This is a genomic window from Streptomyces sp. NPDC088923 (genome assembly GCF_044749745.1).
GTDB lineage: Bacteria > Actinomycetota > Actinomycetes > Streptomycetales > Streptomycetaceae > Streptomyces.
In genome coordinates this window covers 1-15,105 of sequence record NZ_JBIVIO010000002.1, presented here as the reverse complement: position 1 = coordinate 15,105, position 15,105 = coordinate 1, and the positions used below count along the sequence as shown (strand labels likewise).

General features: G+C 72.9%; 13 protein-coding genes and 2 pseudogenes. 5 read left to right on the top strand and 10 right to left on the bottom strand.

Features of this window, described 5'->3' with window-relative positions; translation table 11 throughout:
* Positions 1-176 precede the first annotated feature (176 nt).
* Positions 177-1,610 (top strand): hydrolase, encoded by a 1,434-nt coding sequence (locus ACIP4O_RS11250; RefSeq protein WP_401573988.1) that lies wholly within the window; start codon positions 177-179, stop codon positions 1,608-1,610.
* Between the two features lie 104 nt (positions 1,611-1,714).
* Here ACIP4O_RS11250 and ACIP4O_RS11245 read toward each other — a convergent pair whose 3' ends face one another.
* Complete coding sequence (locus ACIP4O_RS11245; RefSeq protein WP_401573986.1) at positions 1,715-2,542, bottom strand: helix-turn-helix domain-containing protein; 828 nt, start codon at positions 2,540-2,542, stop codon at positions 1,715-1,717.
* Between the two features lie 132 nt (positions 2,543-2,674).
* On the opposite strand from ACIP4O_RS11245, the gene ACIP4O_RS11240 reads away from it, so the two are divergent.
* The gene (locus ACIP4O_RS11240) at positions 2,675-3,085 is read left to right on the top strand and encodes a DUF1330 domain-containing protein (protein ID WP_401573984.1); all 411 of its coding nucleotides are present in this window, start codon (positions 2,675-2,677) and stop codon (positions 3,083-3,085) included.
* A gap of 45 nt (positions 3,086-3,130) precedes the next feature.
* On the opposite strand, the gene ACIP4O_RS11235 is transcribed toward ACIP4O_RS11240, so the two are convergent.
* From ACIP4O_RS11235 to mtnA, 7 genes are all read right to left on the bottom strand, one after another.
* Positions 3,131-3,529 carry a VOC family protein gene (locus tag ACIP4O_RS11235; protein WP_361331933.1) on the bottom strand — a complete coding sequence of 133 codons (399 nt, stop codon included), beginning with the start codon at positions 3,527-3,529 and terminating at the stop codon, positions 3,131-3,133.
* Positions 3,530-3,680: 151 nt separating this feature from the next.
* Entirely contained in the window at positions 3,681-5,003 is a 1,323-nt protein-coding gene (locus tag ACIP4O_RS11230) for an MFS transporter (protein ID WP_401573982.1), read from the bottom strand.
* A 29-nt stretch (positions 5,004-5,032) separates the two neighbouring features.
* Positions 5,033-5,572: an ArsR/SmtB family transcription factor gene (locus ACIP4O_RS11225; RefSeq protein ID WP_401573980.1), complete on the bottom strand. Its 540-nt coding sequence runs from the start codon at positions 5,570-5,572 to the stop codon at positions 5,033-5,035.
* A gap of 285 nt (positions 5,573-5,857) precedes the next feature.
* The gene (locus tag ACIP4O_RS11220; protein WP_401574921.1) at positions 5,858-7,618 is read right to left on the bottom strand and encodes an LpqB family beta-propeller domain-containing protein; all 1,761 of its coding nucleotides are present in this window, start codon (positions 7,616-7,618) and stop codon (positions 5,858-5,860) included.
* 142 nt (positions 7,619-7,760) lie between these two features.
* On the bottom strand, positions 7,761-9,896 hold the full coding sequence (gene mtrB / locus ACIP4O_RS11215; RefSeq protein ID WP_401573978.1) for an MtrAB system histidine kinase MtrB: 2,136 nt from the start codon (positions 9,894-9,896) through the stop codon (positions 7,761-7,763).
* Positions 9,897-9,913: 17 nt separating this feature from the next.
* A complete protein-coding gene (gene mtrA, locus ACIP4O_RS11210; protein ID WP_007822956.1) occupies positions 9,914-10,603 on the bottom strand; it encodes a two-component system response regulator MtrA in 690 nt (229 codons plus the stop codon).
* Between the two features lie 4 nt (positions 10,604-10,607).
* Positions 10,608-11,741 (bottom strand): S-methyl-5-thioribose-1-phosphate isomerase, encoded by a 1,134-nt coding sequence (mtnA, locus tag ACIP4O_RS11205; RefSeq protein WP_401573977.1) that lies wholly within the window; start codon positions 11,739-11,741, stop codon positions 10,608-10,610.
* Between the two features lie 157 nt (positions 11,742-11,898).
* Here mtnA and ACIP4O_RS11200 point away from each other — a divergent pair, with 157 nt between their 5' ends.
* Together ACIP4O_RS11200 and ACIP4O_RS11195 are read left to right on the top strand one after the other, a co-directional pair.
* Entirely contained in the window at positions 11,899-13,209 is a 1,311-nt protein-coding gene (locus ACIP4O_RS11200) for a hypothetical protein (protein ID WP_401573975.1), read from the top strand.
* A gap of 43 nt (positions 13,210-13,252) precedes the next feature.
* Positions 13,253-13,611: pseudogene (locus tag ACIP4O_RS11195) on the top strand (IS5/IS1182 family transposase); the annotation flags it as partial.
* A gap of 10 nt (positions 13,612-13,621) precedes the next feature.
* Here the strand turns inward: ACIP4O_RS11195 and ACIP4O_RS11190 are convergent.
* Together ACIP4O_RS11190 and ACIP4O_RS11185 are read right to left on the bottom strand one after the other, a co-directional pair.
* Positions 13,622-14,017, bottom strand: coding sequence for a hypothetical protein (locus ACIP4O_RS11190; RefSeq protein WP_401573973.1), 396 nt, complete (start codon positions 14,015-14,017; stop codon positions 13,622-13,624).
* Between the two features lie 70 nt (positions 14,018-14,087).
* Positions 14,088-14,259, bottom strand: a pseudogene (locus ACIP4O_RS11185) (IS5/IS1182 family transposase); the annotation flags it as partial.
* A 119-nt stretch (positions 14,260-14,378) separates the two neighbouring features.
* Between ACIP4O_RS11185 and ACIP4O_RS11180 the strand changes: the two are divergent.
* Positions 14,379-14,762 carry a VOC family protein gene (locus tag ACIP4O_RS11180; RefSeq protein ID WP_401573971.1) on the top strand — a complete coding sequence of 128 codons (384 nt, stop codon included), beginning with the start codon at positions 14,379-14,381 and terminating at the stop codon, positions 14,760-14,762.
* Positions 14,763-15,105: the final 343 nt, after the last annotated feature.

Genomic DNA, 15,105 nt, shown 5'->3' with positions numbered 1-15,105 from the left:
GTTACAGGAACGGCCGAGTTGTCCACAGCCGAAGCCCGATAATCGGCTCACCCGCGTGCGGCCCCGGCGTCAACCCCCTTGCGCGCGGGGGCGTGACATCCGGGCCGCCTCTTCGGGCACGCACCATGCCCAAAGGGCACCTGACGGGACGTCCGTTCCGCTCGTAGGGTCCGGGAGTGAGCCTCTGGACTTCCCTCGATCCCGCCTCCGCGACAGTGGACCCGGGTGGCAGTACGACGGTGCGGCTGCGGTTGCGCAACACCGGTGACGTGGTGGACGAGTACCACTTCGAGGCGGTGGGAGCACTCGCCCCCTGGACCGTCGTGGAACCGCGGTCGCTCCGGTTGTACCCGGGCACGACGGGAACGGTACGTCTGGACGTCTCCCCGCCGCGTACGCCGGACGCGGCGGCGGGACCCCATCCGTACGCGGTGCGGATCACGCCGACGGAGCACCCGGAGGCGGCGACGGTCCCGGAAGGGGTCGTCACGGTCACGCCCTTCGAGGAAGTGCGCGCGGAGCTGGTCCCGCCGGTGGTGAAGGGACGTTTCCGCGGCCGTCCGCGACTGGCCGTGGACAATCTCGGCAACGTCAAGGTGACCGCGTCGGTGAACGGGAGCGACAACGGCGATCAGCTCTCGTACGACCTCCGTCCGGGCAACGTGCAGATCGAACCGGGCCGCGCGGCCTTCATCGAGACGACGCTGCGGCCGCGGCGGATCACCTGGTTCGGCTCCTCGGAGCAGCGCCCCTTCACGCTGGCGGTGCGGCGCTCGGGCGTCACGCCGCTGGACGTGGAGGGCACGTACGTGCAGCGGGCCTTCGCGCCGCGCTGGCTGGCGGCCTGCCTCGGCGTCCTCACCGCGCTGGCGATCACGTTCGTGATGCTGTGGATCGCCTACAAGCCCCAGGTCCTCACCGCCGCTACCGAGCAGCTCCAGCAGGCGGGCGTCAGCACCCTGCCGCCCGAGCCCAAGCCGACCCAGGAGGCGCCGAAGGCCCCGCCGGCCGCCTCCGCTCCCCCGGTCGCCGCCGAGCCGCGGCAGGAGAGCGGGACGGGCGGCGGGGGCGGTTCCGGCCAGAAGGAGTCCGAACCGCCAAAGAAGGCACCCGAGCGGACCGCGGCGACCGCCGTCAGGGAACTGGCGGCGAAGGACCCGGACGGGCGGCACATCTGCTACCGGGTCTACGTGAAGGACAAGGGCTGGACCGAACCGGCGTGCGACGACGCGCCGGCGGGCACACCGGGCTCGGGGGCGCAGCTCACGGCCGTCAACGTCTCCGCCGCCGGGACCAACGGCACGACCGGCGGCGCCTACGTGCCCGATCCCGCCTCGACCAAGGGGGAGGGGCACTACCCCGACCCCTGGACGAACGCGGCCGACGGCGTCGACCACTACCTCGGCAGCACCGACGACGGCGCACCGTACCTGATGGGCTTCAGCATCAGCGTCAACCGCGGCAAGGACGCCGTCTGCCAGTCCTCCTACGTCCACGACGACACGTGGCTCGGCCTGGCCTGCGACGATCCCAACAGCGGCTTCGCCTTCACCTACGTGGGCACCCACGACAACAAGCTGTGGATCGAGGCGGTGAGACTCAAGGTGTGAACGGGGCTGCGGACAAGCGTGGCACCGCTCCGTCCCGCCTTCGCACGGGGTGCTCGCGTCCAGACAGCCCCCGCCCGTCCACCGCCCGTATCCGCCCTCCGACGTCACCCCCGCTCCCCCGGCGGACCCGCCAGCCACCCCCTGGTCGCCTCGTCCGCCGGCAGGAACGTCTCCAGGTGCAGGCCGGCCAGGCCGGCGTCCGTCGGCGTGGTGAGGGCCGCCGAGGTGCTGAAGAAGCGGAGCGGCGTCCCGTCCACGGCGAGGTCCAGGCTCAGCACAGGACCGGCGGGCGCGGCGGTGTACCGGCTCGCGCCCCTGCCCGCGGCCCGCCCTGCCGCGGCCTCCGCCACGTACCCGGCGATCTCCGCCGCCAGCGCGTGGTGCCGCTCGTCGTGGGTGCGTTCGGCGCGGTGGTCGATCTGCCGCAGCAGGTGGCCGCCCCACTCCGCCGCGTTGCCGATCCGTCCGGCGAGTCCGTCCGGGTGCAGGGCGATCCTGGCCACGTTGACCGGGGGTTCCAGGAGCGCGGGCGCGCAACCGGTGAGCAGGCGGTCGGCGGCGGCGTTGGCGTCCACGAGGTCCCAGTACTCGTCCAGGAGCAGTGCGGGATACGGGTGGTGGGCGTCGAGGAGGACGCGCAGGCCGTCCATGACGACGGCGCTCGACGCGTCGGTCAGGTGACGGTCCCGGTAGCGCGGCGCGTAACCCCCGGCCAGCAGAAGGCGGTTGCGCTCGCGCAGCGGCAGGTCCAGGTTCTCGCAGAGATGGACGAGCATCTCCGGCGTCGGGCGCGCCTTGCCCGTCTCCACCCGGCTCAGATGCCGCGTCGAGACGCCCGAGCGGTCCGACAACTCCTGCTGGCTGTAACGGCGTCGCTCGCGCCATGTGCGCAACAGCGTCCCCACCGCGTCGACTTCGCCCCGGCCGCTCATGCCCGCGAGTGTACGGACCCGGCACCGGACCCTCCTTGACCTGTGAGGTCATGGCCGCGCCGGACGGGTGCGCGCAGGATCGGGGCATCGGCCCGAGCGGGTGGACCCGCCTGGAACGCGAGGGAGAAGACGATGCCGTACACCGTCCCAACACCGAAGCAGAACAGGGGAATCGACGCCCCGCGCGCCTTCGTGATCGGCCACCTGAGGAACGTCGAGACGTGCCCCGACATCGCCGAGTACCTGGAGCGGATCGACTCCACGATGGCGCCGTACGGCGGTCGCTTCCTCGTGCACGGCGGCCGCACCACCGTGCACGAGGGGACGTGGGACGGCGACCTCGTGATGCTGGAGTTCCCCGACCTCGTCAGGGCGCGGCAGTGGTACGACTCGCCGGAGTACCGGGAGATCCTTCCGCTGCGCACCGCGCACGCGGACTCGACGGTCCTCGCGGTCGAGGGAGTACGCGAGGACTACCGGGCCGACGCGAAGATCGCGCGGCTGTTCCCCGGCCGCGAAGCCCCCACGGACCGTACGCGCTGAGCCCGCCCACCCCGCTGCGGGGCACACCCTCTGCGGGAGCGCACGCTACCCCCGTCCCTCCTTCACCAGCGCTTCCACGTTGTTCCCCACCGGATCGCTCACGAAGGCGCAGTACGCCCGGTACTCCGCCCAGTGCCGCGGCGCGTACCGGTCCGTGCCGCCGTGCGCGAGGGCCGCGTGGTGGAAGGCGTCGACCTCGGCGTGGGTGCTCGCGGCGAAGGCGAGGTGGAGGCCGCGGGTCTCGGCGGCCGGGTCCGTGACGTGTTGCAGCGCGAGCGAGGGGGTGTCGTGGCCGTCGTGCCAGTACTCGGCCAGGCCGTCCGCGCGGTAGCCGGGGACGATGCCGAGCGGGGCGAGGGCCGCCGTCCAGAACCGTTCCGCCGCCGCGAAATCGGTGACGAATACGCCGAGATGGTGCACGAGGAGGGGGCCGTGAGCGCTCATGCCGCGAGCCTACGGGCGCGGCGACCCACCACCCGGGAGACACGGCACGCACGGCACCGCGCGCGGCAGGCGCGGCAGGCGCGGCAGGCGCTGAGGGCCAGGGCCCGCCCGCTCGCCACCCCCGCGCGCCGCCCCACCCCGCCCCGCCCCCTCACCGCGCCCCCGCCGCACTCTCCCCGACGCCCTCCCCGGCCGCGCCCCGCTCCGCACCGTCCGGCACAGCCACAGCCTGCTCCGCCCCGCCCGCCCCGCCCGCGCCACCCTCCGCAGTCGCAGCCCGCCGCGCCGCCTCGACCCGGCCGTTGCTCGTCATGGACGCCGTGACGGCCGTCGTCGCCAGGAGGAGGACGGCGGCGGCGTAGATCGGGGTGCGGATGTCGTAGGCGGTGGCCAGCCAGCCGCCGAGGAAGGCCCCGAGGGGAGCGGCGCACATGGCCAGCATCCGGGAGGTGGAAGTGACCCGGCCCATGAGGTGGGCCGGGACGATCGCCTGCCGCAGGGAGGGCCCGAGCACCATCGTGGCGCCCATGGCCGCCCCGCAGACGGCGAGCGCGAGCCCGGCCGCGTACGGGTTGGCGGCAGCGGCCAGGCCCAGGATGGCGAGCGCTTCGGTGGCGGCCGTGCAGGCCAGCGCCGTGCCGGTGCCCAGCCGTCGGCCGAGCCAGGAGGCGACGACCGCGCCGAGCAGGCCACCGGCGGCCTCGGCGGTGAGGAGCAGACCGAAGCCGTAGGTGTCGATGCCGAGCCGGTCGTGGGCGAAGAGGGCGAGGACGGTGTCCACGGCGAGGAAGGCGACGTTCCCGACCGCCGGCCGCAGCGCGAGCCCCAGCAGCAAGCGGTCCCTGAAGACGTACGAGGCCCCGGCCCGCGCCTGCCGCGGCAGCGACTCCCGGACCTCCGGCACGGCCCGCGGCACGCCGGGCAGGGTACGGACGAGCAGGGCGGAGCACAGGAACGACACCGCGTCGGCGAGCAGCGGAACCGCCCGTCCCAACGCGAGCAGCACACTGCCCGCGGGCGGCCCGAGGAAGCCGGACATGACGGTCTGGGCGCCGCGCAGACGGGAGTTGGCGCGCTCCAGGAGTACGGAGTCGCGGCGGAGCAGCTCCGGCAGGTAGGCGCTGGCTGCCGTGTCGAAGAAGAGGCCGCCGAGGCCGAGGAGGAAGGCGACGGCCGCGAGCAGCGCGATGCTGAGTACGTCGAGCACGGCCGCCGCCGCTGGTATCGCGAGCAGCACCGCCCGTCCCGCGTCAGCGATCCACATCGTGCGCCGCCGGTCCCAGCGGTCCACCAGCGCGCCTCCGACGATCCCGAGGAGCAGCCACGGCAGCGTCCCCGCGGCCGTGACGACGGCGAGCGCCATCGGGTCCCGTGTCAGCGTCAGGGCGAGCAGCGGTAACGCGGCCTGCGTGACGCCGTCACCGAGCGAGGAGATCGTCTGCGCGCTCCACAGCCTCCCGAACCCGGTCGGCAACTTCCCTTCCTCCCGGCCCATTCGGCGCTTCACTCGGCCTCCCTCCCCGCCTCGTCCCCCGCTGCCGGGCGGAACAGTGCGAAGGCGAGGGAGACGTCCGGCAGCGAGGGGTCGGACAGCTGCCGGTACTCGGCCGCCAGCGCCTCCAGCCGCTCCCCCAACTCCGCGAACTGCTCCTGCGTGAGGCGCAGATGACTGAGCTGTACGTGCCGCTCACCCGAGGCCGGAGCCGCCTCCAGGTCCGCCACCACATGCCGCATCAGCACGTCCGGCTGCCCCGCCCCGGGCTCCGGCAGCACGATCGACCGCGCGGCCATCGCGTAGTACCGCTCGGTGACCCCGCGCACCTTCCGCGTCCGCACCACCTTCACCAGACCGGCCCGTTCCAGGAGCCGCACGTGATAGCTGGAGCTCCCCTTCGCGAGGCCGACCCGCTCGGCGATCTGCGTGATCGTCGCCGGTTCGAAGCGGAGCACGGCCATGATCCGGTGACGCGTGAGGGAGGAGACGGCGCGCAGTTGCTCGTCAGTGGTGACGTGAAACGCCTCGGGGGGCTCATCGGTAGGCATGCGAGCAATGGTCAACGTTTCTTGACCATTGGGCAAGAGGGTATCGCCGGAACTTCTTTGGGGTCTTCAACTTCGCAAGAGGGGACGGCACTTCGCCCGCGCGCACGGGCAGGGAACGAGCCGGCGGCACGGGTACGGGGCCGGGCGTGCGTACGGGTGCGGGACCGGGCGTGCGTACGGGTGCGGGGCCGGGCGTGCGTACGGGCCGCGAGGCCGACCGGGGGCAGGGGACCGCGCGCCCCTACGCGGCACGGGGCCGGGCCCGGCGGGCCCCGCCCCGCACCGTCACCCCGGGTAGAAGGGCGCGGTCCCCTGCTTCGACACCGTCTCCCAGTTCATCCCCGCCGGGAGCCGCACGATGCCGTCCGAGGAGTGGGCGACGAGCGGCAGGCCCGGGTCGTCCGAGGCGGCGATGTCGGTGACGCCGTTGAGGCCGGGCAGGGTCGACTTCGGCGGGACGGAGCCGTCGCTCAGCACGTACTGGAGCTGGCGCACGCCGCCCTCCTCGCGGCCCGCGACGACGAGGCGGCTGCCGCCCGCCCAGGACATCGCGGTGACCTCCTCCAACTGCGGTGCCGCAGAACGCAGTCCGCCGACCGCGATCCTCGTCTCCTCGCCCTCGCCGACGCGTTCGACGCGCCCTATCCGCAAGGTCGTCTGCTTGCCCTCGCGGACGAGCAGCGCGATCCGCACCCCGTCCGACGAGGCCCGCACCGCCTCGATCCGGTTTCCCTCGCCGAGCCCGGCGACCTTCACCTCGACCGGCTCGGCCGAGCCCTTGCGCACCCACATCAGGCGCGGGTTCTCCGGGTCCTTATCGGCCACCCACAGGTCACCGAAGCCGTCCCAACTCGGCGTCGAGAGGCGGTCCTTCTCGTCGGCCGCCTTGCTCCGCACGCCCGTGGGCCGCAGTTCGCCCGTCCCCGCGAGGGCCGAGACGAAGAGCCGGTCGCCGCTGAGGGAGACCCCGGCCGCGTACTTCTCGTCGCGCGAGACCGCGGCCGAACGCAACTCCTGGTCGCCCGTGCCGAGCGGCCCCGGCACCCCGCCGGGCACCCCGTCGTCGCGGCCGGCGTCATCGAAGTTCACGAGCCGGTGGTCCTTGTCCAGGTAGTACTGGTTCGGCTCCTCCGGCTTCCCGGCGCCCTGCCGGACGACCGCGTCCGCCTCGTCCTCGTCGAGCGTGCACAACGAGCCCTTGCGGGCCCGCAGTTCGACCATCTTGACGCTGGTCGACGCCAAGTCACGCAGCGAATACAGCAGTTGGGTCGCCATTTTCCGGCACTCGGCGGAGCTCACGTCGCCGCGGTTCACATCGAGCGGCACGGTCAGCCTGTTGTCGTCGTCGGGCACGAGCGCGGTCGTGCCGCGGCGCAGCGCGACCCGGTCGGGGAAGCTGCTCCGGGCGACGCCGCCGAGCCACGCCGAGGGGCCGTCGAGCACCGCCTTGACGGTCTGCGTGACCGAGTCCTCCCACGAGCGGATGTACACGGGATCGGCGACGAGCGGCTCGCGGCCCGCCTCGGTGCGCGCGGCGAAGTAGTACTTGTTGACGGGCCAGTACAAGCGCTGGAAGTCGTTCTTGCCGAGCACGACACCGGTCGGAGGGCGGTCGATGCGCCACTCCTTCTTGTCCTTGCCCGTCCGCACGAGCCGCACGGTCTCCTGGTACGTGGCATCACTCGGGTGGTACGAGAGCCGGTCGTCGACCACCGCGACCTTCTTGCCGGTCAGGGTGTACGTGTAACTCGTCGCCTGCTCCGCGTCGTCGGCCTCGTTCGGGGGCGTCCCGCGCGCCGCGCTCGGGAGGGCGCTGTCGGTGAGGACCGTCGTCCTGCTGCCGGGCTGCCAGTCCTCGGACGCCTTCTCCGTGAGGTACTTGCGCGCGACGGCGTAGTCCCTGTCCTCACTCGTGAGCGCTTCGAGGAAGCCGTCGACGACCTCGATCGGTCGCGCCCCGTCCCGCGGCGCGACCCCGAAGACCCGCACCCGGGGATCGTTGCGCGTCGAGGAGTCCACCGGCTGCACGTCCCCGTGATCCGGCATCGAGGCGCACCCGGCGACGAGCGCCCCGACCGCGGCGAGCGCGAGCCCCCCACTCCAGCGACGGCGCGGGTGGGGGACGGCCGGAGCGGCCGGGGTGCCAGGAGCGACCTGCTCGGGGACGGCAGCCGCCCGACGATCCCGTTCATCGCGCATGGCGCACCTCGGCCTCCCTCTCGGTCCCGTCCCGCTCGGCATCCGTCCGCCGTACGGCACCCGTCTCCCGTACGGGCACGTCGCCGCGCTCCCCTGCGGGTTTCCCGCCCTGCTCCGGTACGCCCCCGGGCCCCCGTACCGCGTCCTCCGCGCGCCCCGCCGCATCCCCGGCGCGCCCCGCCGCCTCCTCCGGCCGCCGCGCCCGCGTCACCACGCGCGCGCCGCTGCCCGGCAGCGCCGTCGGGTCGGCCGCGACGGGTCCGCGCGAGGTGGCGGGGGCCCGTACCGCGGCGGGCAGCGCGGGCGGCTCGGACGGGGCGGCGGTGCGCCGGCCCGGCTCCGTACCGGAAGTACCGTCCGCGGCCCTGCGCGCGGCGGCCGCCCGCGAGTCCTCCGGCTCCAGCGGTATCGGCGAACCGCGCAGCGGCTCGTCCGCCGTGCGCGGCAGCGTGAGGCGGAACTGCGAACCGCCGCCCGGCTCGCCCCAGGCCTGGAGCCAGCCGCCGTGCAGCCGCGCGTCCTCCAGGGCGATCGACAGGCCGAGACCCGTACCGCCCGTCGTACGCGCCCGCGCCGGGTCCGCGCGCCAGAAGCGGCTGAAGACCCGCGTGGCCTCTCCCGGCTTCAGGCCGACGCCGTAGTCCCGTACCGCCACAGCGACCGCCCCGCCCGCCGCCCCGAGCCGTACGACGACGTCGCGGCCCTCGCCGTGCTCGACGGCGTTGACGACGAGATTGCGCAGCACCCGCTCCACCCGGCGCACATCCGCCTCCGCGACGACGGGCTGTTCGTCGCCCACGACGAGCACCCGGCTGCCCTTGCGGTCCGCGAGCGGCAGCGCGCCGTCCACGACCCGCCGCACCACGAGGCGCAGGTCCACGGCGTCCGCGTCGAGCGCCGCCGCGCCCGCGTCGAAGCGGCTGATCTCCAGGAGGTCGGCGAGGAGCGACTCGAAGCGGTCGAGCTGGTCGGCGAGGAGTTCGGCGGAGCGCGCGGTGACGGGGTCGAAGTCGGCGCGTGCCTCGTGGATCACGTCGGCCGCCATCCGGACCGTGGTGAGCGGGGTGCGCAGCTCGTGCGAGACGTCGCTGACGAAGCGGCGCTGCATGCGCGACAGCTCCTCCAGCTGCCTGATCTTGAGCTGGAGGCTCTGCGCCATCTTGTTGAACGCCTCGCCCAGGCGCGCGATGTCGTCCTCGCCGGTGACCTTCATCCGCTCCTGGAGCTTGCCCGCCGACAGCCGCTCGGCGACCGAGGCGGCCATGCGCACCGGCGTGACCACCTGCCGCACGACGAGCCACGCGATGGCGCCGAGCAGCACCACGACGAACATCCCGGCCGTGGCGAGCGTCGTCTTGACCAGGCTGAGGGTCTTCGCCTCCTGGTCGAGCGAGAAGAGGTAGTAGAGCTGGTAGGGCTGCCCGTAGAGGTCGTTGACCTGGCGGCCGATGATGAGCGCCGGGCGGGGGGCGCCCGCCTCGTAGACGATGCGGGTGTACGAGCGGTACGCGCCCGTCCCGTGCGCGACCTCCTGGCGCAGCGAGGCGGGGACGCTCTCCAGCGGCAGGACCTGCCCCGAGGAGCGGGGGCTGCGCGCGGTCGTGCCGCTGTCGGGGCCCGCGCCGAGCGCGACGACGTCGAACGAGCCCTGGCCACCGCTGGCCAGCTGCGTGACGAGTTCGGACATCCAGCTGCTGGCGTTCTGCCGGCCGTCCGTCCCCGATTCCTGCCCGTCGCCCTGCGAGGTGCCGTCGGCCGCCGCGCCCGTCGCGGGACCCTCCGCGTTCGCCTTCTGCTGGGCGACGAGGAAGCCACCGCTGGCCTGGCTCTGCGCGGCCTTCTCCTTCGCGTCGAGCAGCCCGTTGCGGACCTGCCCCACGACGACGAAGCCGAGCAGCAGCACGACACCCACCGACATGAGCAGCGTGGTCGCGACGATCTTCAGCTGGAGATTGCGGCGCCACAGCCGGGCCACGGGCAGCAAGGGCCGCCGCACCCACCGTGAGAAGAGCCGCAGGAACGGGCTGCCGTTGGCACCCACGCCCCCGCCGAGGGCACGGCCCTGGGCGACGATCCGGCCGAACCTGCCGGGCCCGGCGGATCGTGCGGCGCTTCCCCTGCTCATGTCAGTCCCCGGCCATGTCAGTTCGGTCCGGCCTTGTAGCCGACACCGCGCACCGTCACGACGATCTCGGGACGCTCGGGGTCGCGCTCGACCTTGGAGCGCAGCCGCTGGACGTGCACGTTGACGAGGCGGGTATCGGCGGCGTGCCGGTATCCCCACACCTGTTCGAGGAGCACCTCGCGGGTGAAGACCTGCCAGGGCTTGCGCGCGAGCGCGACGAGCAGGTCGAACTCCAGCGGCGTCAGCGCGATCGACTGGCCCTCGCGCTTGACCGAGTGCCCCGCCACGTCGATGACCAGGTCACCGATGGTGAGCTGCTCGGGCGCCGGCTCCTCCGACCTGCGGAGCCTGGCCCGGATACGGGCCACCAGCTCCTTGGGCTTGAACGGCTTGACGATGTAGTCGTCGGCGCCCGACTCCAGGCCGACCACGACGTCCACGGTGTCGCTCTTCGCCGTGAGCATGACGACCGGCACACCGGACTCGGCGCGGATCAGCCGGCAGACCTCGATGCCGTCCCTGCCGGGCAGCATCAGGTCGAGCAGCACCAGATCCGGCTTGGTGTCGCGGAAAGCGGCCAGCGCCTTGTCGCCGTCCGCGACGAACGACGGCTCGAAACCCTCACCACGCAGCACGATGCCGAGCATCTCGGCCAGTGCGGTGTCGTCGTCGACGACAAGGACTCGTCCCTTCATGACTGACATCATCCCATTAGCTCATCGTTGCCTGACGTGAACTGGCACACAGAGCCGCCAGTCCCTCCGCCGTCACCGGGGTCACGACCCCGGCCTCCGTGACAATCGCGCTGATCAGTTCGGGCGGTGTGACGTCGAACGCGGGGTTGTACGCCCTCGTCCCGAGCGGCGCCAGCGGCACCGCGAGACCCCCGCGCCCCCGCACCTCGGTCACCTCGTGCCCGGCCCGCTGCTCCACCTCGATCGCCGCCCCGTTCTCCGTGGCGAGATCGACCGTGGACAGCGGCGCGACGACGACGAACGGCACCCGGTGATGGTGCGCGAGCACAGCGAGCGGATAACTGCCCACCTTGTTCGCCACCGCCCCGTCCGCCGCGATCCGGTCCGCCCCGATCAGCACGGCATCCACCTCACCGGCCGCGAAGAGCGAACCGGCTGCGTTGTCCGCGAGCAGGGTATACGCCATTTGGCGCCGCGCCGCCTCCCACGCGGTCAGCCTCGCCCCCTGCCACAAGGGCCGCGTCTCGTCCACCCACAGCCTGCGCAGCCGCCCGGCGCGGTGCGCGGCGAGCGCCACGGCGAAGGCGGTGCCCTCGCCCCCGGAGACGAGCGCCCCGGTGTTGCAGTGCGTGAGCAGCCGGTAGCCGCCGCCCGGCAGCAGCCCGTCGAGCAGTGCCGCGCCGTGCGCGGCCATCGCCGCCGAGGCCGCGGCGTCCTCCGCGTGCAGCGCCCGCGCCTCGGCGAGCGTCGCGGCGGCCGCGGCGGCGGGGTCCGCTCCGGCAGCCCGTGCGGTACGGAAGACGCGCTGCGCCCGCCGTACGCCCCGCCCCAGGTTCACCGCCGTGGGCCGCGCCGAGGCGAGCGCGTCGGCCGCCTCGTCCACGTCGAAGCCGCGCGCGGCGGCGAGCGCGACCCCGTACGCCCCCGCGATCCCGAGCAGCGGCGCCCCGCGCACGGCGAGCGAGCGGATGGCCTCGACGAGCGCGGGCGCGTCCGTGCACACCAGCTCCGCCTCCTCGTCCGGCAGCCGCCGCTGGTCGAGCAGCACCACGACGGGCCCCTCGGGCGGCTCGGACCAGCGCAGCACGGAGGGTGACTGCCCCGGGTGCGGGGAGGGCGGGCTCTGCGGTACGGGGGACTCTTCGGCCATCCCCCCAGTCTGCCCTCCTCGGCGGGCCCGGCAGAAGCCACCGGAGACCGCCCGTTCCACCCGTTCGGGAGCCCCGTCGACTCACCTGTTCGCGTGACACGATGTGCCCACGCCACCGCCCCTGAGCGGCCCCGGCACCACCCACGAAGGAGCGTCGATGACGGACACCCCTGCCCCCACCCCGCCCCAGGACCCCACACCGGACTCCCCACACCCCACCCCACTCCCGCGCGACGGCTCGGCGCCACCACCGGGCGGTGCGGGGCAGGCGGGGGCGGAGGGCGTCGCGGGGGCGGAGGGCTCTGCGGGAGCGGGGGCCGGGCGGTCGGAGGGCTCGGGGCGGTCGGAGGGCTCGGGGCGGCCGGGGATGGTGCCGGGGCAGCGGGGCGGGGCGCACGGTCCCGGGGCGAGCAGGTGGCACCACGGCGGAACACGGGCGGGCGAGCCCGGGCCGGGCGGGCCGGTCGCCGGGGGCTGGGGTGCGGGCTGGGGCGGCCCTGGTGGGGGACCCGGTGGGGGCCCCGGTCCCGGCTGGGGCGGCCCTGGTGGGGGACTCGGCTGGGGCGGCCCGCCCCCCGCTCCCCAGCCGGGCATCGTCCCCCTGCGTCCGCTGGACCTCGGGGACATCCTCGGCGGCGCCTTCCGCATGATGCGCTCGCACTGGAGGGCGGTCCTGGGCATCTCGCTGGGGGTCGCGGTCCTCGTCGTGGTCGTCACGCTCGTCGTACAGGGCACGCTGACTGACGGAACGAGCCTCTCCAACGCCCGATCGGTCCCCGCGCAGTTCCTCTCGCTGCTCGGCTCGACGCTCGCGGTGGGGATGCTGACCTCGGTGGCGAGCCACGCGGTCCTCGGCCGCCCCCTCGGTCTGAAGGGCGCCTGGCGCGAGGCGCGTCCGCGCTTCTGGAAGCTGCTCGGGCTGACGGTGCTGGTGTCCCTCGTCGTCGCTGCGGCCGTCCTCGTGTGCCTCGTCCCCGGTCTCCTGGTGGACGCGGCGGGCGGCGGTGACGGTCTGACGGTCCTCGGGATTCTGGGCGGCGTGGTTCTCGCGATATGGCTGTACATTCGCCTGTCGTTCAGCACGGCCGCGCTCGTTCTGGAGCGTCAGGGCATCGTGGCCGCGATGCGCCGCTCCGCGAAACTGGTCGACGGCGCCTGGTGGCGCACTTTCGGCATCCTGCTGCTGACCGGACTCATCGCGTCGGTGGCCCAGTTCGTCATCATGCTCCCCTTCGACGCCCTCGGCCTGCTGGTCGCTTTCGCGGGCTCGGCGGAGAGCCTCACCGACGGCCCCGCCTTCTGGCTCTTCGCGGGCACCGGCATGATCGCCTCCACCACGTTCGTCTTCCCCCTGACCGCCGGCGTCACGGTGCTCCTCTACGTGGACCAGCGCATCCGCCGCGAGTCCCTCGACATCGATCTGGCGGCAGCGTCCACCACCCACCCGGCCGCCCCCACCCCCCTCTGACAGCCCCCAACTCCCCCTGTTCAGGGCCCCTGGGGTACGGATGGAGGCACGCACGGCACGTGCGCAGGGCACCCGACCCTCGTACCGCCGACTAACCGCGCCGAAGCAACGTCGGAAGGCGTACTCCTCACGCCGCAACCGGCTTCACCTGCGCAGACACCAGATCAAGCACACGATCCCCGAGCCGAGAGAGCAGCGGGCCAACCGCCGGCGCCGCGGCAGCCAGGGCGGCCAGCCAACAGGGTTCGACAAGACGATCTACCGCCGGCGCAACGAAGTCGAGCGACCATCAACCGGCTCAAGAACTTCCGCGCCATCGCCACGCGCTTCGACAAACGGGCGTACGTCTTCCACGGGACGGTCACCGTGGCCGCGATCCGCCTATGGCTGCGCCCGAAGTAAAGCGCCCCGTTCAGAGGTCCGTAGCCCCCGGGTAGTGGTGGCGGAGTTCGCTGAGTACGCGCTCGTCGACAACCCTGACGTCCCACAAGGAACTGTCGAATTCGGTCAGGACGACCACCAGGTCATCCCCGGCGAACCCACATGCTTCGGCGTCGATCAACTGGAGGGAGGGGGTCGTCAGCGACAGAAGCGTCAACGTGTCCATGCCGGAGTCGGCGGACCGTCTCTCCACCTCGGTACAGCGAGGATCGACGATCTCGTCAAGTTCGACGCGCCAGGTCAGGTCCAGGCCGAAGCTGCCGAGGCGAACCAGCAGCTCGGCCAGGGTCACGTAGTGCTTTCCGTGCCAGGCCGGAAACGTGATCCCCTTCATCTTCATCTCTGCTTCGGCTGTGTAGCGCGACATGCGACCCCCTTCGCTCAGCGAAGACCAGGCCAGCCGTGATCGGTTTTCACGACCCATCGGACGACTTCTAGGTGACGTCGTGGCGGTTGCCGCCGGTGAGCGAGACGGCGAGGGGGGCTCCGTGCCGATCGGCTGTCAGGTGGGGGTTGGAGTCAGGATGGACACGGTCGACCGGCGAGGGGCCGAGGGGGCCCCTCTCGGAGGGCCCGTACATGCGAGCCGTCGACAGCGCGGTCAGGATCTGGTGCTGCATCAGGCCACCTTCGCCCTGTCGTATCGCGCGGGCTGAGCCGCTTCGAAGCCACCGGGTGATCTCGACGGGTGATCTCGACGTGTGTGGGGGCCCCGGATACGCTCAAGCATGCGATCCCGAAGAGGCGGCATGTGGTGGGGGACGACGATCGAAGCGCCGGACCCGAGCGGTTTGGCGAAGTTCTATGCCGAGCTCCTCGATTGGCACATCGGGCACGAAGAGCCGGGAACAGCCATCGTGGCGGCCTCCCCTCAAGGGCCGTTCTTCGTGTTCCAGCAGGCGGACGGCTATCGGGCTCCGGTGTGGCCACCGGCTGACGGGGAACAACGCCCGATGATGCACTTCGACTTCCAGGTCGGCGACCTGGACTCAGCGGTCGCCGAAGCGGTCGCCCTCGGCGCCACCGTTGCGGAGTTCCAGCAGCGGGAAGATATCCGGGTGCTCTTCGACCCGGCCGGCCACCCCTTCTGCCTGTGCCGCGACGAGGAATAGATCAGGCAACGTTTGACCTGCTGTGTCCATTTCGCTGCCGTCCGGCGGACCTTGGGTCTTCACCTCTCGTGTCGCCAGCGCGTCGGCGCCGCCTTTTTACTCGATGCATCACGAGGCTGGTGCGGGCGGAGAGCCCGTGGATCCGATCCGGTGGCGGGTCCGCCCGCGCCCCCAGGCCCACAGCGTGCTCGGCCGCAGCGGCGGACGTGGTGAAGGGAGAGCCTCGAACGCGGAAAAGCCCCGCACCATGAATGGTGCGGGGCTCCCCCACAAATATTGTTCGGCGGCGTCCTACTCTCCCACAAGGTCCCCCTTGCAGTACCATCGGCGCTACGCAGCTTAG